The following is a 19,982-nucleotide window of genomic DNA, read 5'->3' on the forward strand; positions in this document are numbered from 1 at the left end:
ACCCGCACGATCGATCATCGATACTTGGGAGTAACGTGCACGATCGGAGCAGGCCCCTCACAACGGGCGCCCTGCCAAGGCCGATGATCAGCGGAAAGGGACGATGTGACCGACATCGAACGCGTCGGAGTGGTGGGCTGCGGCCAGATGGGAGCGGGCATTGCCGAGGTGTGCGCCCGCGCCGGTCTTGACGTCAAGGTGGCCGAGACCACCGGTGAAGCCCTGGAGATCGGCCGTACCCGGCTCTTCAACTCCCTCTCCAAGGCGGCCGAGCGCGGGAAGATCTCCGAGGAGGAGCGGGACGCGACGCTGGCGCGGCTCAGCTTCACCACGGACCTGGGCGAGTTCGCCGACCGTGACCTGGTGATCGAGGCCGTCGTCGAGAACGAGCAGGTGAAGACGGAGATCTTCCAGGTCCTCGACCAGGTGGTGACCCGGCAGGACGCGATCCTCGCCTCCAACACCTCCTCGATCCCGCTGGTCAGGCTCGCCGTCGCCACCTCGCGCCCCGACCAGGTCATCGGCATCCACTTCTTCAACCCCGCCCCGGTGCAGAAGCTGGTCGAGCTGATCCCGGCGCTCACCACGTCCGAGGGCACCCTCAGCCGGGCGCAGGCGCTCGTCGAGAAGATCCTCGGCAAGCACGCGATCCGCGCCCAGGACCGCTCCGGCTTCGTGGTCAACGCCCTGCTGATCCCGTATCTCCTGTCCGCGATCCGGATGTTCGAGTCGGGCATCGCGAGCCGCGAGGACATCGACAACGGCATGGAGCTGGGCTGCGCCCACCCGATGGGCCCGCTCAAGCTGTCCGACCTGATCGGCCTCGACACGGTGGCCTCGGTCGCGTTCTCCATGTACGAGGAGTACAAGGAGCCGCTGTACGCCGCTCCCCCGCTGCTCCAGCGCATGGTGGACGCGGGCAGGCTCGGCCGGAAGTCGGGCTCGGGCTTCTACACCTACGCCTGATTACGCTCAGTCAGACCCAGGCTCACGCGGGCCCGGCACCCCTTTCGGTGCCGGGCCCGCGCCATTCACACGCCGTGTGCGCACCGGGCCCGCATATGCCGCTCGCACACGCTCCCCACGCGCCCACCAGGCGAGTTGACTTTCCGTGCGCAAGTAAAGGCTGTGACGACTACGGAAAGGAGCCGACTCGTGACCGCCAACCCCGAGCATCCCGTGGCACCGAGGGAACTCGCCGAGTTACGCCAGTCCATCGAGGTGGGTCTCACCCGCATCGAGGGCGGACTGGCGCTGCTCACTCAGCGCGACGACCAGGCCGCCAAGGATCTCGACGACCTGAGCGCACGGATCGTCGCCCTGGAACACACCCGCTGGCCACTGCCCACCCTCGCGGTCGTCGCGGCCGTGGGCGCACTGGCCGTGGCGGTCTGGCAGGCCCTGGGCCACTAGGACCTGATCCGCCGGACAGGCCCTGGATCCCCGGACGCCGTGGGGGGATGGATCAGGGCAACGCGTCCTGCCCGAGCCTGAGATGGTGCAGAAGGAGCAGTGCGGCAGCCATGTTGGCGGCCGGGACCTCGCCGCGGGCGACCATGTCGGGGACGAGCTTGAGGGGAACCCATTCCCGACGGTCGGACTCGAAGTCGTCCACGGGGTGGCCGATGTACGCGCCCTCGTCGGCCCAGAAGATGTGGTGCCGAGCGTCGGTGAGCCCGTTGGAGGGCTCGACGCTCATCAGATGGCGCAGAGGTCCTGGTCGCCAGCCGGTCTCCTCCTCCAGTTCGCGGGCCGCCGCGGCGACGATGTCCTCGCCGTCCTCGACGACGCCCGCCGCGAGCTCCCATCCCCAGCTGTCGGTGATGAAACGGTGCCGCCACAGGAGCAGCACCTCGTTGGCCGCGTTCACCACGGTCGCCACGGCCACGGGACGCAGCCGTATCAAGAAGTGATCGAGGTGCCGGCCGTCCGGCAGCTCAACGTCTGCGAGATTGACGCTGAACCAGCGGTTTTCATACACAGTCTGTTCGTTCTGTTTCGTCCACTGCACGGTTCTGCCACCTTCCGCCGAGTAGATGGCAATATGGCAGCAGGAACGTTCTGGCAGCAGGCGCACAGCGGCGCACGGTTCGGCAGCGGGTCGGCTGCGAGGCGGTGTTCGGTCGGTGGCTTACAGCGGTACGCGCAGTGCCCCGTCGATGAGTTCCGCGGCCTCGGAGGTGCCCGCGCATCCACTGGCCACCAGGTGCTCGCGCACCGCGCGCAGTCTGTCGCGCAGCCGCTGGGACTCCATCCCCCGGGCCTGTTCGGCCATTTGGAGTGCGGTGGCGACCGCCTTGTCGGCATTGCCCTGGCGCAGTTCGATCTGGCTGAGCACCGCGAGCCGGTGCACCCGCCCCCGGTCATGGGCCGGGTTGTCGACGGCGGCCACGGCGTGCTCGTCCGCCGCCATCAGGTCGCCGAGGCTGAGCAGCGCCTCCGCCACTTGTACGTTGACCAGGCCCGGTTGGACATAGCCGGTCTCGTCGGGCTCGTAACCGCGCCGGATACGCTCGGCGGCCTGCTCGGCACGCCGGATGCAGGACAGTGCGCTGCTGCCGTCGCCGAGGTGCGCGTACGCCTTGGCCTGCATCGCGTAGAGGTCGGAGGCGAGCGCCGGAGTGATCTGCCGCCCCGCGGCGCGCAGCGCGGCCTCGGCGAAGGCGACGGCCTGCCGGTGCTCCCGCATGAACAGCGACTGGTTGACGAGGAGAGCTATGACGTACGCCCCAAGCCCCCTGTCCCCGCTGGCTTTCGCCAGCCGCAGAGCCTGGTGGAAATAGCGCTGGGCGAGGCCGTGCGCGTCAGAGTCGTAGGCGCAGATGCCCGCGATGGCCACCAACCCGCCGGTCGCGCGGTGCAGTTGGCGTCCGGTGGCGTCGGTGTAGCTGCCGCGCAGCAGCGGCGCCGTCTCGGAGTTGAGGAAGCCGACGATCCGGGTGCGGGTCGCGATGCCGCCCGCCTTGCGGTACATCTGCTCGTAGTGCGCGCGGGCCGCGCGGAGCATCTCGATGTCGGCCATGCTCACGTGTTGGCGTCCGCCACGCGAGACGTCCACATCCTCGGGCGGGTTCTCCCACTCCCATACCGGCATCACGGCAGGCGTTCCGGTGACGGCCGGTGCGCCGAGGATGTGCGGGCGCTGCTGTTCGTCGGAACGCCACAGGGCGGTGGCCCGCTCGACGAAACCGGAGAGCGTGGTGCCGTGCGGGGCGGACGGCTCGCCGGGTACGCCGAGACCGATGTCGTCGAGCGTGACGGGCCGGTGGAGTCTGCCGGCGAGCACTTCGCAGATCAGGTCGGGCACCTGACCGCGCGGCCGCTGGCCCTTCAACCACCGCGCGACGGCGGTGTGTTCGTACCTGAGCGCGAGACCGCGCGCTCTCCCTGCCTGGTTGACGTGAGCGGCGAGTCCCGCGTGCGAGATGCCCGCCTCGTCGAGAATCGCGTCGAGCAGAGTATTGGGCTGCATAGGAGGCCCCCCGGGTGGCTCGGTGCCGACCGTGTGGTCAGAGTAGTGGGTCCCGTTTCACACGGGGTGTGAACAGAGTGCTCGGATCCGGGCAGTACACGCGCTGTCGCAGAGCGTTCGCGGCCGGTTGACTGAGATGCCTCGCAAGAGGCCGGCCGGGCCGCCGGCTCCCCCTCGTACAGTGCGGCGGCCCGATCCCGCGCCGTCCGCCCAGCTGCCTGCCCGACACTCCGTGGCGGGGCGGACGGCTCCGCCGGGTCACCACGGGTTGGATCGCTCGTGGTCCGCGGGTGCGTGGTAGCTGGCTGCGCGGCTCCCCGCACCCCTGAAAGCCCTGCGCTCACGTGACTTGATGGGCCACCGGGTGAGGTTGTTGCGCCGGTACGCGTGTGCGGTCGTTGCGCAGCACCAGCAACGCTATGTCGTCCGCGGGCATCCCGCCCGTATGGCTCAGGACTTGGCTGAACAGCGCGCTCAGGACGGACTGCGGTGAGAGCGGCTGGACGCGGACGGCTTCGGTGAGCGCGGCCCGCAGGGGAAAGAACCGGCCCTGGGCGTCGCGCGCGTCCTCGACTCCGTCGGTGTGCAACAAGAGCCCCTCACCGGGCAGGAGTTGGCCGTAGTGCAGGACGGGCAGCTCGGCCGGGAGAGGGAACGGCCCGAGCGGGGGCAGCGGTTCGGCGCAGGACAGCCGCTCGACGCGGCCGCGTACACCGCTCGGCTCGGCATGGCCCCGCAGCAGATAAGGCCACGGATGACCGCAGTTGACGGCGTACACCGCGCCGTCGCGGCGGATCTCCAGGAGCAGCAGGGTGACGAACTCCTCGGCGACCGGGCTGTCGGTGTCGAGGCCGGACGAGGGGTGCTCGGCGCGGCCCCGCTCCCGCAGATGCCGGGCCAGCGCCCGCTCAAGTCTCCTCAGTACGCAGCCGAGTTCGGGCTCGTCGTACCCGGCCTCGCGGAAACTGCCGAGGACGGCGGCGACGGTTCCGATGGCCCCGAGGCCGTGCCCGCGGACGTCACCCATGACGACCCGTACACCGTGCTCGGTGGCGATCACCTCGTACAGATCACCGCCGATGCTCGCACCGCGATCGGCGGAGACCTGCGCGGCAGCGACGTTCAGCCCGTCGATCCGCGGGGGCAGCGGCCGCAGCAGCACGCTCTGGGCGGCGCCCGCCACCTTGCGGATCTGCCGGATCTCCCGCCGCAGCCCCGTTCTGACGTGGAGTATCAGCCCCGTCCCGACCGCGAAGAAGACGGTGCAGGTGACGATGCGGGCACAGAACCCGTTCTGCTGCGCGAGCGGGCAGGCCATCTTGTACGTGATCGCCATCGCGCCCCAGACGGTGGGCAGCCCCAGGCCCAGTGCCCGCCGCAGCGGCTGCCGGTCGGCCCTGCGGACCGCCCGGCCGAGGCCCACTCGAAGGCCACGCCTTCTGACCGGCCGGGGTCTCCTTGCGCGCACCGCCCGGAAGAGCCCGGCCCGCAGACCGTTTCCCCGGCCGACCACGGGCAGGACCGCCCGGGCCAGCACTCGCGCATGCGTACGGGGCGTCGCCCTGCAGGGAGCCCCACCAGCCTTGATACGGATCATGCCGATTGGCCCCCCAATAGGCCCTGCCACCGCAGAGGGCCTCCGCGAGGCCGGTCCGATTCTGTCCACCGCATGGACCGATCGGGCCAGATCGCCGGGACTTGTCACCCGAAGGAGTGAGGGGTCCATCCAGTGCTGGTGAGGGGTACATCCAGTGCCACGGATGTACCCCTCAGTCAGCCCCTGTCAGCCGTCCGCCATGCCCCCGGCGCAGGACGCAACCGTCCGCTGTGCGCCGGACAGGAGTGTCAGCCCGTCCGCTACGCCCCGCGCAGGACCGCCCCCGTCGACTCGCCCGCGAGGGCCACCGCCGCGTCCCGGGCCTCGGAGGCCTCGTCGACGGTCAGGGTGCGGTCAGCGGAGCGGAACCGCAGCGCGTAGGCCAGCGACTTCTTGCCCTCGCCGAGCTGCTCGGCGTTCTCGTAGACGTCGAACAGCCGGATGGACTCCAGCAGTTCACCCGCCCCCTCGCGCAGCGCCGCCTCGACGTCCACGTGGGGCACGGACCGGTCGACGACCAGTGCGACGTCCTGGGTGGCCACCGGGAAGGTAGAGATCTTCGGACCCTTCGGAACGCCCGAGCTCGCCTGCTCCAGCGCGTCCAGGTCCAGTTCCATCGCGCTGGTGCGCGCAGGCAGACCCAGCGTCTTCAGCACACCGGGGTGCAGCTCACCGGCGTACCCGATGACCTTTTCCGCACCGTCGACGACGACGGCCAGCTCGGCACAGCGGCCCGGGTGCCACGGCCCGTACTGCCCGCCGCGGACGAGGAGTTCGGTCCCGGCCTCGCGGGCCAGCGAGCGCGCCGCCTCGATCGCGTCGGCCCAGTCGGCCGGGCGGCCCTTGCCCCACCAGCCGGCCTGTTCGCGGGCGCCCGTGAGGACGACAGCGGCGTGCCGGGGCTGGGCGGGGAGCGCGGCGGTGAGCGACGCGATCTCCTCGTCGGTGGGACGGCGGTCGACGGGCAGCCGCCCGGCGACGCGCAGTTGCTCGCGCGGGTGGAAGACCAGGCCGGTCTCGAAGAGCGCGAGGTCGTGGCTGCCGCGTCCGTCGTTGCGGCGCAGCGCGCCGAGCAGGCCCGGCAGCAGCGTCGTACGGAGCGCGGGCTCCTCGTCGGAGAGCGGGTTGACCAGCTTGACGACCTTGCGCTTCGGGTCGTCGGCGGCCAGCGCGAGCTGGTCGAAGACGTGCTCCCCGATGAAGGGGTAGTTCGGCGCCTCGACATATCCGGCACCGGCAAGCGCGCGGCCGACACGGCGGTGCAGCCGCTGCCTGTCGGTCAGCCCGAGGCCCGCCGGGGGCTTCGGCAGGGTGGAGGGCAGGTTCTCGTAGCCCTCCAGGCGGATGACCTCCTCCGCCAGGTCGTTCGGGTCTGTCAGGTCGGGCCGCCAGGACGGCACGGTGACGATCAGCTCGTCCTGCCCGTACACGTCGCAGCCGACCTGCTGGAGACGGCGTACGACGGTCTCGCGGCCGTAGTCGACACCGGCCACCTTGTCCGGGTGGTCCGCCGGGATGGTGATGGTGTGCGGCGCGGAGGGTGCGATGACCTCGGTGACTCCGGCGTCGGCGGAGCCGCCCGCGAGGATCACGAGCAGGTCGACGGTCCGCTGGGCCGCGGCGGACGCGGCCTGCGGGTCGACGCCGCGCTCGAAGCGCTTGGACGCCTCGGAGGCCAGCTTGTGCCGGCGCGCGGTGCGGGCGATGGAGAGCGCGTCGAAATGCGCGGCCTCGACGACGACCTCGGTGGTGGTGCCCTCGGTATCGTCGATCTCCGTGTTCGCGCCGCCCATGACGCCCGCGAGGCCGATCGGACCGCGGTCGTCGGTGATCACCAGGTCCTCGGCGTCCAGCGTGCGCTTGACGCCGTCGAGGGTGGTGAGCTTCTCGCCCTGCTCGGCCCGGCGCACACCGATCGTGCCCTGGACGCGGGTGCGGTCGTACGCGTGCAGGGGCTGACCGAGCTCCAGCATCACGTAGTTGGTGATGTCGACGGCGAGCGAGATCGGGCGCATGCCCGCCTTCTGGAGGCGGCGCCGCAGCCAGATCGGCGAGCGGGCCTCGGGGTCGAGCCCCGTCACCGTGCGCGCGGTGAAGCGATCGCAGCCGAAGGGGTCGGACACCTGCACCGGGTAGCCGAACGCGTTCGGCGCCGGTACGTCGAGCAGCGCCGGGTCGCTCAGCGGCAGTCCGTACGCGATGGCGGCCTCGCGGGCCACCCCGCGCAGCGAGAGCGCGTAACCGCGGTCGGGCGTGACGGCGATGTCGAGGACCTCGTCGACGAGCTGGAGCAGCTCGATCGCGTCGGTACCGACCTCGACCTCCGGCGGCAGGACGATGATGCCGCCGCTGCCGTCGTCGCCCATGCCCAGCTCGTCGCCGGAGCAGATCATGCCGTGCGAGGTCTTGCCGTACGTCTTGCGCGCGGCGATCGCGAAGTTGCCGGGCAGCACCGCGCCCGGCAGGACCACGACGACCTTGTCGCCGACGGCGAAGTTGCGGGCGCCGCAGACGATCTCCTGGGGCTCACCGGTGCCGTTGGCAGTGCCGACGTCGACCAGGCAGAAGCGGATGGGCTTCTTGAAGCCCTCCAGTTCCTCGATGGACTGCACCTGACCGACGACCAGCGGACCCTTGAGGTCGGCGCCGAGCTGCTCGACGGTCTCGACCTCGAGGCCGGCGGAAATGAGCTTGGCCTGGACGTCGCGCCCGGTCTCCGTCGCCGGCAGGTCGACGTACTCCCGCAGCCAAGAAAGCGGGACCCGCATCAGATCTCCATCCCGAACGGCCGGGTGAACCGGACGTCACCCTCGACCATGTCTCGCATGTCTTCGACGTTGTGGCGGAACATCAGCATCCGCTCGATGCCGAACCCGAAGGCGAATCCGCTGTACTTCTCGGGGTCGACACCGCAGGCGATCAGCACCCGCGGGTTGACCATGCCGCAGCCGCCCAGCTCGATCCAGCCCTCGGAGGAGCAGGTCCGGCAGGGGCGGTCGGGGTTGCCGACGGACTCGCCCTTGCAGACGTAGCAGAGCATGTCCATCTCGGCGGACGGCTCGGTGAAGGGGAAGTAGTTCGGGCGCAGCCGGGTCTTCATGTCGGCGCCGAAGAGCGACTGGACCATGTGGTCCAGGGTGCCCTTGAGGTCGGCCATGGTCAGGCCCTCGTCGATGGCGAGGAGCTCGATCTGGTGGAAGACCGGGGTGTGCGTGGCGTCCAGCTCGTCGGTGCGGTACACGCGGCCGGGACACACGATGTAGACCGGCGGCTCGCGGTCGAGCATGGCACGGGCCTGCACGGGCGAGGTGTGCGTCCTCAGCACGACACCGGACTCGTCGCCCTCAGTGCCCTTGGGGCCCTGGACGAAGAAGGTGTCCTGCATCTGCCGGGCCGGGTGGTCGGGCGTGAAGTTGAGGGCGTCGAAGTTGAACCACTCCGCCTCGACCTCGGGGCCCTCGGCGATCTCGTATCCCATGGACACGAAGACGTCCGCGACCCGCTCCATCATCGTGGTCAGCGGGTGCCGGGCGCCGGGCGGTACACGGTCGTACGGCAGCGTGACGTCCACCGCCTCCTCGACCAGCACACGGGCGTCGCGGTCGGCCTCCAGCTCCGCCTGACGGGCGGCGAGCGCCTTGTTGACCGCGCCGCGGGCCTGGCCGACGAGCTTGCCGGCGGCTGCCTTGGCGTGCGGGGGCAGGGCGCCGATCTCGCGGTTGGCGAGGGCCAGCGGGGAGGCGGCGCCGGTGTGGGCGACCTTGGCCTCCTGGAGCGCGTCGAGGTCACCGGCGGCCGCGAAGGCGGCGAGCGCCTCGTCCCGCATGCGCTCGATCTCTTCCGGTTTCAGGGCCTCGACCTCTACAGGGTCGTACGACTTATTCGGTGCCGACATCTCTTCCCGTGCTTCCGGTTGGCTGGCTGGGGTCCCCGTTCTACGGCGTTCTACGGCCCGGAGACGCTTCGTCTCTGAAATGGAGACGCAAAGGTGCCAGAGGCCGAGTCTAACGGGGGTGACGTGTGCGAATGCGCCCGTGGGTCCTCGCTCGGCGTTACAGCAGATACGCCGGGGTGCCCACGGGCAGCGTAAATCGGAACTCGGCGCCGCCGCCGGGGGCACGGCCGACCGTGATGGTGCCGCCGTGGGCTTCGACGATGCCCTTGACGATGTACAGCCCGAGGCCCGTCCCGCCGCGCTTGCTGCCCCGCCAGAAGCGGGTGAAGACGCGGTTCATGGACTCCTCCGGGATGCCGGTGCCCTCGTCGCTCACGGTGACCGATGTGGCCTCGTTCCTGCCGTCCTCCCCTTCACGCGGGGAAGCCGAGGGCGTGACGTCGATAGTGACGGTTCCCTCGCCGTGGCGCACCGCATTTTCGATGAGGTTGCTGAGCACCTGGTCGACCTTGTCGGGGTCGGCCCAGAGGGCGGGCAGCGGATGCTCGATGCGCACCAGGAAACGGTCGGCCGACTGGCCGGAGGCGACATAGGCCTGGATGTGCCGGCCGACGGCGGCGCCCATGTCGACAGGCTGGCGGCGCAATTCGAGCCGGCCTGAGTCGATGCGTGAGATGTCGAGCAGCTCGGCGATGAGCCGGGTGACGCGGTTGGCGTCGGCGTCGACGGTCTCCAGCATGAGCTTCTTCTGGTCGTCCGTGAACCGTTCCCACTTGGCCAGCAGCGTGGCCGTGAAGCCCTTGACGGAGGTGAGCGGCGAGCGCAGTTCATGGGCGACGGTGGCGATGAGTTCGGCGTGGCTGCGCTCGGTGCGGCGGCGGGCCTCGGTGTCGCGCAGGGAGACGACGACGCGCTGGACCGGGCCGGTGGGGCGCGTGCGCACGTACCGCGCGGAGACGAGCACCTCGCGCCCGCCGGGGAGGAGCAGATTCCGCTCGGGCTGTCCGACCCGGATGGCGAGACCGCCGTACGGGTCGGTCACCTGCCACCATCTGCGCCCTTCGAGGTCCTCCAGGGGCAGGGCCCATTCGAGCGGGTGTCCGAGCGCGTCGGCGGCGGACACGGCCGCGATACGGGCGGCGGCGGCGTTGAAGCAGATCACCCGGCCGCGCTCGTCGGCGACGACGAGTCCGTCGGGGAGGTCGTCGGGGTCGATGCCGAGGCCGGCTCCGAGGCCGACGAGAAGCCCGGCTCCCTGAGCGGCTTCCTGCTCGGCTCCGAGTTCGGCGGCGTCACCGCGCCGGGACGCTGGTGTAGCGCGTACGTCCCGTGCTCGCGGTGCCTTGTGCGCACCGCTCGTGCCGACACTCATCCCCGTCTCCCACCTCTCGTCCGGCAGTGGGCCCCGAGCAGGTCACCCTACTAGCTCTCGGTGACGGAGCGGCACCCTCCGGAGCCGCGCTGTGCACGGGCGGACGCGTAGAGACATACGGCTGCGGCGGTGGCGAGGTTCAGGCTCTCGGCCTTTCCGTGGATGGGTACGCGCACGACGGCGTCGGCCAGCGCGCGCGTCTCCTCGGGAAGCCCCCACGCCTCGTTCCCGAACACCCAGGCGGTCGGACCGCCCATGGTGCCCTTGTCCAGCTCGTCGTCGAGGTCGTCCGCCCCGACGCCGTCGGCCGCGAGGATCCGTACACCCGCGTCCTTGAGCCCCTGTACAGCCCGCTCGACGGGCACACCCACGGCGACGGGCAGATGGAACAGGGACCCCACCGAGGCCCGTACGGCCTTGGGGTTGTAGAGATCCACGGACGCGTCGGTGAGTACGACTGCCTCGGCACCGGCGGCGTCCGCGCACCGCAGCACGGTGCCGGCGTTACCGGGGTCGCGCACGTGCGCGAGTACGGCGACGAGCCTGGGCCGCTCCTTGAGGATCTCCTCGAAGGGCGTGTCCAGGAAGCGGCAGATCCCGACAAGTCCCTGGGGGGTGACGGTCGTCGAGATGTCGGCGATGACCTCCTCGGCGGCGAGGTGCACCCGCGCTCCGGCTTTCTGGGCGTCGGCGACGATGTCGGCGTACCGCTCCTCGGCCTCGACCGTCGCGAACAGCTCGACGAGGGTCGCGGTCCCGTCGCGGCGGTGCGCCGCCGCCTCCCGCACGGCCTGCGGCCCCTCGGCGAGGAACAGCCGCTCCTTCCCCCGGAAGTTCCGCCTGGCCAGCCGCCGCGCGGCCAGGACGCGGGGCGACTTGGGGGAAATCAGTTCAGGAGCGGCAACCAAGCAACTCACCTTCAGGGAGGAAGCCCGGGGGCGCGGGGAACTGCGCGAGCAACCCACCACCACCGACGGACGACGAACAACGGACGACCGCAGACGCAAGCGGACCCGTAGGCCGGAAGGCCTACGGGTCCGGTTGACCGGCTCAGCACACGCCCTGAGCACCCAGCTCAGGCCGGCTGTATCCGCTCAGGCCAGCGTCAGCGTCACGCGGCCTTCGGCGCGTTGACGTCCGACGGCAGCGCCTTCTGCGCGACCTCGACGAGCGCGGCGAACGCGCCCGCGTCGTTGACGGCCAGCTCCGCGAGGATCTTGCGGTCGACCTCGATGTTGGCCGCGTTCAGACCCTGGATGAAGCGGTTGTAGGTGATGCCGTTGGCGCGGGCAGCGGCGTTGATGCGCTGGATCCACAGCCGGCGGAAGTCGCCCTTGCGCTTCTTGCGGTCGTTGTAGTTGTAGACCAGGGAGTGGGTGACCTGCTCCTTGGCCTTGCGGTACAGGCGCGAACGCTGACCGCGGTAGCCGCTGGCGGCTTCGAGGATCGCCCGGCGCTTCTTGTGGGCGTTGACTGCCCGCTTGACGCGTGCCACTTGTTAACTCCTTGTAGCGGGGCCGTGGTGGGACTCACACGGCCCGAAATCGATGGGGTCCCGGTCCTGACGTAGGGCGCGCTGCGATCGAACGATCAGCGCCCGGTACGTCACTTGCCGAGAAGCTTCTTGATCTTCTTGGCGTCGCCCGGGGCCATCTCGGCGTTGCCGGTGAGGCGGCGCGTCAGGCGGGACGACTTGTGCTCGAGCAGGTGGCGCTTGCCGGCACGCTCACGGAGCACCTTGCCGGAGCCGGTGATCTTGAAGCGCTTGCTGGCACCGCTGTGCGACTTGTTCTTCGGCATAGCGCCGTTCTCTCCTCGTCAGTGGCGTTCCGGTGCCCGGTCGTGAAACCGGGCACGGTGGAACGTCATATCTATTGCTGGCATCCCTGGACGGGTGTCCCGGGACTCCCCGGACTCTCGTCCCGGGCTCCCGGAGCGTTCGCCCTGGGGTCTAGACCTCGGCGGAAGCCTGGGCCGGAGCCTCGGTGTCTTCGGTGTCTTCGGTGTCGACATCGTCCACGTCGTCCACGTCGGGGATGTCGTCGCCCGCGTGGTTCTGCGACTTGCCCGGGTTGGCCTTCGCTTCGGCCTTGCGAGCCGCCTGGGCCTCACGGGCCTCGGCCATAGCCTCGGTCTTCTTCTTGTGCGGACCGAGAACCATGATCATGTTCCGGCCGTCCTGCTTCGGGTTCGACTCGATGAACCCGAGGTCCTCGACGTCCGTTGCGAGACGCTGCAGCAGTCGGTAGCCGAGCTCCGGCCGGGACTGCTCGCGACCACGGAACATGATCGTGATCTTGACCTTGTCGCCCTGCTTGAGGAACCGGACGACGTGACCCTTTTTGGTGTCGTAGTCGTGCGGGTCGATCTTCGGCCGGAGCTTCATTTCCTTGATGACCGTGTGCGCCTGGTTCTTGCGCGCCTCACGGGCCTTCATGGCCGACTCGTACTTGAACTTCCCGTAGTCCATGAGCTTGCAGACGGGCGGACGAGCGCTCGCCGCCACCTCGACCAGGTCGAGGTCGTACTCCTGCGCAAGCTCCAGGGCCTTGGCAAGCGGAACAATCCCGACCTGCTCGCCGCTGGGACCGACAAGTCGCACCTCGGGAACACGAATCCGGTCGTTGATGCGGGGCTCGGTGCTGATGGATCCTCCTCGGTAGCACCACACGGCGGTCTGGCGGACAGCCGCGTATGTCTCTGATGACAGTTGGACCAACCACCGCGGGACATGAAAAATGCCCCGGACGGAACACAGGCGGGGCTCCAAGGACTACCGGAGCACCGCCGCGGTGATCCGCGGGGCGCACATCGGGCGACTCCATCGTCCGTACGGAACGATGGTGACCGCCTGACCGGGTGACCCGCCGTCCCGGAGGACAGTCAGGTGGGAGTTCGGAGCCTCCACTTGTGGGCCGGGCACGCTGACATACTTCTTGGCGCGTCCGACCGGTCGTAACTCAAGGTTAGCAGCTCGGACTGAGAACGGCTAACCGAGGCCAAATGGGGCCTGTCCCCGCCGGGGACCTATCGTGGGGGTCATGAGTGACACCCCTCCCCAGACGCCCGACTACGACACCATGACCCGCGACATCGCCGAGGTCCCCGCGGTCGAGGTGATCGTGACGGTCGCCGTCAACCTGATGAGCGCCGCCGCAGTGAAGCTCGGCCTGACGGAGGAGGGCGACGAGCACAAGGACCTGGACGAGGCGCGCAAGCTGGTGCACGCGCTGGCCGGGCTGCTCGACGCGAGCGCGACCGAGATCAGCTCCTTCCACGCGGCACCGTTGCGCGACGGTCTCAAGTCGCTCCAGCTCGCGTTCCGCGAGGCGTCGGTCGTCCCGGACGAGCCGGGCCAGGGCCCGGGCGAGAAGTACACGGGCCCGGTCTACGGCTGACTCACCCGCTCCACGACCGACCGACTCACCCGGTCCACGACCGGTTCACCCGCCCCCCGCCCGGCTCACCGGTCCACGGCTGGTTCATCGGCTCCACAAGCGGCTCACACATCTCGTACGTACAAGGGCTCGCCCGGCGGCGTCGCCCCGGCCGGCAGGAGTGCCAGGTCCAGGCCGCGCACCAGGCGGGCCCTCAGCGTCTCGTCGGCAGCCAGCCGTTCGGCGACCGCACGGGCGGTCTCGGCCGGAGAAGCGGACCGGCCCAGTACGAGGGCCAGCGTGCCGTCCGCCTGTCCCGGGCCGAGATGCGCGCGGAGCACGGCGGGCTCGGCGGCCACGGCCGCACGAACGGCTTCGGTGACGGCCGGGTCGGCGAGGGGATCCGTGCTCGTACGCCCCTCGGCGAGCGCGAGCAGCGCGGGGCCCGTCAGCTCGTACGGCACCGGACCCGCCAGGTCGAGCACGACGGTGTCGGCCTTCTCGTGCGCGGCGGCCTGCAGTGCCTGATGCAGGGGTACGGCGACGGGGCGGGCCTCCGGATCCCAGCGGGCCAGCGACTCGGTGGAGGTGAAGGCGGGCAGGGCGGTACGGTTCCCGGCCTTCAGGGTCGGCACGGCCATGTCGCTGGTCTTCTCGTGGCGCAGCCCGTTCTCGTCCTCCTCGACCTCACCGAGGACCGCCACTACGGGCACCAGCAACCGGGCACCCTTGAGGGCCTCCAGGACCGGCCCCACGGCGGTGCGGTCCTCGGCCCAGGCGGTGAGCGCCGCCGTCAGCCGGGGATCGGCGGAGCCGTCGTCGTCGGAGTAGCCGGAGTCGGGAATGTTCTTGTTCGCCACGGTCCCCGACCCTATCGGTGGGATGCAGTTGGGCTTGTGCGGCCCCTGAAACGTGGACTTGACGGGTCTCATGGGATTCTCATCCATCCCTGACACAGATTTCACATGCGTCTAACCATGGGCACAGGCCCGGCGCCCAGCATCGCGGGATGGACCGTCACAGAGCCAGTCGACGTCGCGCCCGCCCGTCCGGCCGCAGGCCCTTCGTCTATGCCGCGGTCGCCTCCGTCGTCCTCGTGGGCGGTACGGCAGCCGGGGCCGTATATATGAAGGCTCAGGCTCACGACGGCCAGGACCTCGTCTCGACGTCCTCTCCGTCCTCGGCTGCGCCGAGCGTCAGCGAGGAGGCATCGGTGGAACCGGTTACGGCGCCCGTGGTGGACCGGGACGCGCTGCTTTCCGAGGCGATGAAAGCCGTGACGGTCCCCAGCGGCGCCGAGGCGTCGGTGTCCGTCCTCGACGTCGACTCCGGCGAGAGTGCCGCGTACGGCGAGGGAGCCTTCGACACGGCGAGCATCGTGAAGGTCGACATCCTGGCCACGTTGCTGCTCCAGGCGCAGGACGCGGAACGGCAGTTGACGGCGACGGAGAAGGCCAACGCCACCCTGATGATCGAGAACAGCGACAACACGGCCGCGACCACCTTGTGGAACGAGATCGGCAAGGCGGACGGCCTCGACACCGCGAACAAGAGCTTCGGGCTGACGGAGACCGCGGGTGGGGACGGCGCGCTGTGGGGTCTGACCCAGACCACGGCGGCCGACCAGCTCACCTTGTTGCAGCAGGTGTTCGGTGAGGACTCGAAACTCAGCGAGACCTCGCAGACGTACATGCAGGGGCTCATGAGTGAGATAGCCGTCGATCAGCACTGGGGTGTGTCGGCCGCGGCCGACGGTTCCGACTGGGCCCTGAAGAACGGGTGGCTGGCGCGCAGCGCGACCGGGCTGTGGGACATCAACAGCATCGGTCGGGTCACCGTGGACGGCCACGACTACCTGGTCGCGGTGCTGTCGAACGGCACCACGACGAAGACGAAGGGGATCTCGCTGGTCGAGTCGGTGGCGAAGGCGGCGGTGTCGGTGTTCCAGGACACAACCGCCGATCCCACAGCTACGGCCACGGCCACCGACTAGTTGGTTCATACGCAGACGGTCATGGTCGTACGAGAAGGGTCCTGGTCGGACGTAGGCGGTCCTGCTCGGACCCTGGCCGGTCTGTTCGGACGAAGAACGTCCCGTCAGAAATGGTCGTACCCGCGCGGTCCCCTGCGGCCCCGCCACAGGACAACCGCCGCGGCGAGCAGCACCGCGCCGAGGCCGCCCGCGACGGGGCCGACCCACCCGGCGGGATCCGTGTCCTCGTCGGGGGCGTCCGGGCCCGGCCCGAAGTACTCCTGGCCGTACGCCGCCTGCAGCCCCTCGGGCTCGATCCGGCCGCCCTCCTTGATGGCGGCGGCCGGGTCGATGAAGCCGTAGCCGCGGGAGTCGTCACGGCCGCCTGCGGGGGCGTTGCGGGCCGTGTCCTCCAGGAGCTGCTTGATCTGGGCCGGGGAGAGGTCCGGATGGGCCGCCTTGATCAGCGCGACGGCGCCGGAGACGAACGCGGAGGCCGCGCTCGTCCCCCAGCCCTCGTAGTACTTCTCGTCCGGGTCGGCGATGACGACGTCGACACCGGGGGCACTGACGGTGGCGTACCAGCGGCGGGTGGAGAACGAGGCGCGGGTGCCGTTGCTGTCGACGGCGGTCGCGGCGATCACGCCCGGGTAGGCCGCGGGGTAGGAGATGTGGTCGCCCTTCTCGCCGCCGTTGCCGGCCGAGGCTACGACGACCGCGCCCTTCTTGAGGGCGTACTGGACGGCCTCGTCCTCGGCGGGTTCGGGGTGGGCGGAGGCGGAGTCGTCGCCCAGGGAGAGGTTGATGACGTCGGCGCCGTGGTCGGCGGCCCAGCGGATGCCGTCGGCGAGGGCGTTGCCGCGGGTGTTGCGGGCCTTCGTACGGGAGGCGTCGCCGTCTTCGAGGATGACGCGGACGGGGAGGATCTTGGCCTCGGGGGCGATGCCCATCACTCCGTCGGCGTCGTCGAGTCCGTGTCCGTGGCCGGCGATGATCCCCGCCATGGCGGTCCCGTGCCTGGCCCACGCCCGGTCACCGGGGGCCGCTCCGAAGCCGACCATGTCCCTGCCTGCGAGGACGTTGCCCTCCAGGTCCGGATGCTGGTCGTCGACGCCGGTGTCGAGGACGGCGACGGTGATCCCCTGGCCCTTGGTGGTCTGCCAGGCCTCCTGGGTGTGCATCGCGTCGAGGGCCCACTGCTGGGCGCGGATGCCGTCTGCGTGGGCGCTGGTTGCGGGAACCAGGGCGAGGGAGGCGGCCAGCAGGACGCTGAGGAGACCGGCGCTGCGGGTGCCGAGGCCGCCGGCGGTACGGCGACCGGTCCTGCGGGTGCCGACGTGGTCGTGGTCGGCCCTCCCGGTCATGACGGCTTCTCCGTGGCCGCGGTGACGGTCCTGCGGAAGTCTCGCTCGACGCGATCGGCGAGGCCCTGTGCGTCGTGGCCGAGGCCGGCCTGGGCCGGGGCCGTGGTCTCGCCGGACTTCATGGCGTCCTCGGCGGCCTGCGGGTCGCTGACGACGCGGCCGTCGGCGAAGCCCGAGACGGCGTAGACGACGACGGGGGCGTCCGTGAGGACCGACACCGTCCAGGAGGCACGTTGCTCGTCGCCGAAGCCGGCCGCGACGGTGCCCTCGACCGCGTAGGGGCGGGGCATCAGGTCGCTGCGCCGGTCCAGGCCGTCCTTCTGGAAGCGGGTCTGCAGGGAGGTCATCGCTATCGCGTCCGCCTTGGTGAACAGCAGCCCGACGGTGGTGACGAGGCTCCGGGTCGCATCCGTGTACGTGGCGCGCAGCAGCCGCAGGCAGCCCACCGGTGCGAGGGCCTTGCGCAGGAGGGGGTCGAAGGCGTTCGCGCAGTCGGTGTCCGGGGCGACGGCGACCCGCGTCCAGGTGCGGTCCGCGCCGCCGGGTCCCGCGCCCTCGCCCTGCACGGTGGGCGGGAAGAGCTGGTCCACCGGCACGCTGTGCCAGAGCTCACCGGCCGCCGCGAACTCGGTCCGCGCGTCGGAGCCGGCCGAGCTCTCCCCGGTCAGCCAACTTCCCGTCACCGCACCGCCGATGAGGCCGAGGCCCAGCACGACGCAGGCCGCGGCGGCCAGCGCCCGGGGCCGGGTACGTCCGCCGAGTGGACGTACGCCCACGGTGTCGTCGTACGTCTCCGGCTGCCCGAAGGTCACGAACGGGCGCTCCACGGCCGGTGTCTGCGACCGGGGTGCGGGGACCGGGGGCTGTGCGGGCGGCTCGGCCGGGATGGGCCGGAGCCGCCTGGTGGTCTCCGTGGCGCTCTCCTCGGGCATGGTGGTCCGCCGCGCCTCACCGGGCGCCGGGGGCGCGTCGGGGAACCGTGCGGAGGCCGCCGGCGGGGGCGGGGACACCGGGGCGGGCCGCCGATGCGGGCGCAGACCCGGGAATCGCCGAATCCCCTCCTCGTGTCGGGGAGCTTCGTCGGGGTCCGGCGCCGAGGCACGTGCGGCATCCGGAGTCGGCACCTCCGCGTCGGCGGAGCAGTCGAAGAAGTCGAACGACCTCGGCGGCGACGGTACGCGAGGACCGCGCCCTGCGCCCGCGTCCGCCCCGGACGACCGGGGACCGCCGTCGCCTTCGCGGGGTTGCGATCCCGGCTGTGGCTGGTTCGGCGGTGGTTGGTTCGGCGGTGACTGGTGGTCAGGCCCCGGAGGCTGGTCCGGATTTTGCGGGCTGCTTGGAGTCGGAGGCCGGTCCGGGTGGGGAGGGGCCGCCGGGCGAGGTGGGACTGGCGGGCGTGGGGGAATCGAGGCGCGACGCGCTTCCGTGCTCATGCACCCCCCGTTCCCTGGTACCCGGGCCATCGGCTCGCCTCGGAGCTCTTCCAGCCGCCGTCGCTGTGCGGGGAGTGCGTCCGTCCGGGTCGCCCGCCACGGGCACGCATACCCGCACCGGGGGGCCGTCACCCCGGGCATACCCCGCCCGGGCAAGGTCGTTCCTCCCTGCGTGCGCGTCACTCTACGGGTTGACGTCGGCCCGGAGGGAACCAGTCCGCAGGCCCGGGGCATCTGCCCGGATCGTCCCCCTACCCAGCGGTAATCCCGTCTGGCAGGCTTCGGTCATGACTGCCCGCGCCGCAGACCGGGCCCGCTACGACCGGGCCACCGCTCACCTCGACGCCCCTCTCGCGATCGTGGACCTGGAGGCCTTCGACGCGAACGCCGACGATCTCGTCCGCAGGGCCGGCGGCAAACCGGTCCGTGTCGCCAGCAAATCCGTCCGCTGCCGCGCCCTCCTCGAACGCGTCCTCGCGCGGGACGGCTTCGCCGGAATCATGTCCTTCACCCTCGCCGAGTCGATCTGGCTGGCCCGCTCCGGCTTCGACGACATCCTGCTCGCCTACCCGTCCGCCGACACCAGGGGCTTCGCCGAGCTGGCCTCCGACCCCAAGCTCGCCGCCGCCGTGACCGTCATGGTCGACGACCCGGCCCAGCTGCGTTTCATCGACGAGGCACGCCAGGGCGGCACCGAAGTCGTGCGCGTCTGCCTGGAGTTGGACACCTCCCTCCAGCTGCTCGGCGGGCGGGTCCGGGTCGGCGCCCTGCGTTCGCCGCTGCGCTCCCCCGCCCAACTCGCCGAGATGGCCCGTACGGTGACCCGGCGGCCCGGCTTCAAGCTCGTGGGGATCATGGCGTACGAGGGGCACATCGCCGGTGTCGGGGACGCCGTCGACGGGCGGCCCTTCCGGTCGCGTGCCGTCCGCCTTATGCAGGCAACGGCCCGCAAGGAACTCATCCAGCGGCGCGCCGACGTCGTCAGTGCCGTACGGGCCGTGCAGCCCGACCTGGAGTTCGTCAACGGCGGCGGCACCGGCAGCGTGCAGCACACGGCGGCTGAGGACGCGGTCACGGAGATCGCGGCGGGCTCGGGACTGTACGTACCGCGGCTCTTCGACAACTACACCTCGTTCAGCGGGCGTCCGGCCGCGCTCTTCGCCCAGCCCGTCGTCCGCCGGCCGGGCGTCGGAATCGTGACCGTCCTCGGCGGCGGCTACCCGGCCTCGGGCGCCGCCGGTCCCGACCGGCTGCCCGTGCCCTACCTCCCGGAGGGGCTGAAGTACGACCCACAGGAGGGCCCGGGCGAGGTGCAGACCCCGCTGATCGGCGCCCCCGCGGACGACCTGCTCATCGGCGACAAGGTGTGGTTCCGGCACGCCAAGGCGGGGGAGCTGTGCGAGCGGTTCGACACGCTCCAACTGGTGGCGGGCGACTCGGTGACGGCAGCCGTCCCGACGTATCGCGGGGAAGGGCACACCTTCCTCTGACGCCCCCGGC

At 70.8% G+C, this 19,982-nt stretch carries 18 protein-coding genes; 5 read left to right on the forward strand and 13 right to left on the reverse strand.

All coding sequences use genetic code 11. The annotated features are described in order from the left end of the window. Positions 1-105: 105 nt before the first annotated feature. The gene (locus ACFYPC_RS23135) at positions 106-966 is read left to right on the forward strand and encodes a 3-hydroxybutyryl-CoA dehydrogenase (RefSeq protein WP_388679254.1); all 861 of its coding nucleotides are present in this window, start codon (positions 106-108) and stop codon (positions 964-966) included. A 189-nt stretch (positions 967-1,155) separates the two neighbouring features. Continuing rightward, the gene (locus tag ACFYPC_RS23140) at positions 1,156-1,413 is read left to right on the forward strand and encodes a hypothetical protein (protein ID WP_384380098.1); all 258 of its coding nucleotides are present in this window, start codon (positions 1,156-1,158) and stop codon (positions 1,411-1,413) included. Between the two features lie 52 nt (positions 1,414-1,465). Here the strand turns inward: ACFYPC_RS23140 and ACFYPC_RS23145 are convergent, their stop codons facing one another. From ACFYPC_RS23145 to infC, 10 genes are all read right to left on the reverse strand, one after another. Continuing rightward, the gene (locus ACFYPC_RS23145; RefSeq protein ID WP_388679257.1) at positions 1,466-2,011 is read right to left on the reverse strand and encodes an NUDIX domain-containing protein; all 546 of its coding nucleotides are present in this window, start codon (positions 2,009-2,011) and stop codon (positions 1,466-1,468) included. Positions 2,012-2,131: 120 nt separating this feature from the next. Further along, entirely contained in the window at positions 2,132-3,472 is a 1,341-nt protein-coding gene (locus tag ACFYPC_RS23150; protein ID WP_388679260.1) for a transcriptional regulator, read from the reverse strand. Between the two features lie 340 nt (positions 3,473-3,812). Further along, on the reverse strand, positions 3,813-4,895 hold the full coding sequence (locus ACFYPC_RS23155; protein WP_388679262.1) for a PP2C family protein-serine/threonine phosphatase: 1,083 nt from the start codon (positions 4,893-4,895) through the stop codon (positions 3,813-3,815). 434 nt (positions 4,896-5,329) lie between these two features. Further along, positions 5,330-7,837: a phenylalanine--tRNA ligase subunit beta gene (gene pheT, locus ACFYPC_RS23160; protein ID WP_388679265.1), complete on the reverse strand. Its 2,508-nt coding sequence runs from the start codon at positions 7,835-7,837 to the stop codon at positions 5,330-5,332. After that, the gene (pheS, locus tag ACFYPC_RS23165; RefSeq protein WP_388679268.1) at positions 7,837-8,964 is read right to left on the reverse strand and encodes a phenylalanine--tRNA ligase subunit alpha; all 1,128 of its coding nucleotides are present in this window, start codon (positions 8,962-8,964) and stop codon (positions 7,837-7,839) included. The genes pheT and pheS overlap by 1 nt, the downstream gene beginning before the upstream one ends. 157 nt (positions 8,965-9,121) lie before the next feature. Beyond that, on the reverse strand, positions 9,122-10,336 hold the full coding sequence (locus ACFYPC_RS23170; RefSeq protein ID WP_388679270.1) for an ATP-binding protein: 1,215 nt from the start codon (positions 10,334-10,336) through the stop codon (positions 9,122-9,124). Between the two features lie 50 nt (positions 10,337-10,386). Continuing rightward, a complete protein-coding gene (locus ACFYPC_RS23175) occupies positions 10,387-11,244 on the reverse strand; it encodes a TrmH family RNA methyltransferase (protein WP_388679273.1) in 858 nt (285 codons plus the stop codon). A 203-nt stretch (positions 11,245-11,447) separates the two neighbouring features. Further along, positions 11,448-11,831, reverse strand: coding sequence for a 50S ribosomal protein L20 (rplT, locus tag ACFYPC_RS23180; protein ID WP_019066261.1), 384 nt, complete (start codon positions 11,829-11,831; stop codon positions 11,448-11,450). Between the two features lie 110 nt (positions 11,832-11,941). After that, the gene (gene rpmI / locus ACFYPC_RS23185) at positions 11,942-12,136 is read right to left on the reverse strand and encodes a 50S ribosomal protein L35 (protein WP_003947156.1); all 195 of its coding nucleotides are present in this window, start codon (positions 12,134-12,136) and stop codon (positions 11,942-11,944) included. Between the two features lie 151 nt (positions 12,137-12,287). Then, entirely contained in the window at positions 12,288-13,007 is a 720-nt protein-coding gene (gene infC / locus ACFYPC_RS23190; RefSeq protein WP_388679276.1) for a translation initiation factor IF-3, read from the reverse strand. A gap of 370 nt (positions 13,008-13,377) precedes the next feature. Between infC and ACFYPC_RS23195 the strand changes: the two genes are divergently transcribed. Beyond that, a complete protein-coding gene (locus tag ACFYPC_RS23195; protein ID WP_388679279.1) occupies positions 13,378-13,734 on the forward strand; it encodes a DUF1844 domain-containing protein in 357 nt (118 codons plus the stop codon). A 104-nt stretch (positions 13,735-13,838) separates the two neighbouring features. Here ACFYPC_RS23195 and ACFYPC_RS23200 read toward each other — a convergent pair whose 3' ends face one another. Then, entirely contained in the window at positions 13,839-14,573 is a 735-nt protein-coding gene (locus ACFYPC_RS23200; RefSeq protein WP_388679281.1) for an SseB family protein, read from the reverse strand. Positions 14,574-14,722: 149 nt separating this feature from the next. On the opposite strand from ACFYPC_RS23200, the gene ACFYPC_RS23205 reads away from it, so the two are divergent. Further along, a complete protein-coding gene (locus ACFYPC_RS23205) occupies positions 14,723-15,706 on the forward strand; it encodes a serine hydrolase (protein WP_388679283.1) in 984 nt (327 codons plus the stop codon). Between the two features lie 104 nt (positions 15,707-15,810). Here the strand turns inward: ACFYPC_RS23205 and mycP are convergent, their stop codons facing one another. Then, the gene (gene mycP, locus ACFYPC_RS23210) at positions 15,811-17,049 is read right to left on the reverse strand and encodes a type VII secretion-associated serine protease mycosin (RefSeq protein WP_388679286.1); all 1,239 of its coding nucleotides are present in this window, start codon (positions 17,047-17,049) and stop codon (positions 15,811-15,813) included. Next, entirely contained in the window at positions 17,046-17,981 is a 936-nt protein-coding gene (locus ACFYPC_RS23215) for a hypothetical protein (protein ID WP_388679288.1), read from the reverse strand. The genes mycP and ACFYPC_RS23215 overlap by 4 nt, the downstream gene beginning before the upstream one ends. 788 nt (positions 17,982-18,769) lie before the next feature. On the opposite strand from ACFYPC_RS23215, the gene ACFYPC_RS23220 reads away from it, so the two are divergent. Further along, positions 18,770-19,972 (forward strand): amino acid deaminase/aldolase, encoded by a 1,203-nt coding sequence (locus ACFYPC_RS23220; RefSeq protein ID WP_388679290.1) that lies wholly within the window; start codon positions 18,770-18,772, stop codon positions 19,970-19,972. Positions 19,973-19,982: the final 10 nt, after the last annotated feature.

The sequence above is a fragment of the Streptomyces sp. NPDC005808 genome (assembly GCF_042871385.1).
Lineage (GTDB): Bacteria > Actinomycetota > Actinomycetes > Streptomycetales > Streptomycetaceae > Streptomyces.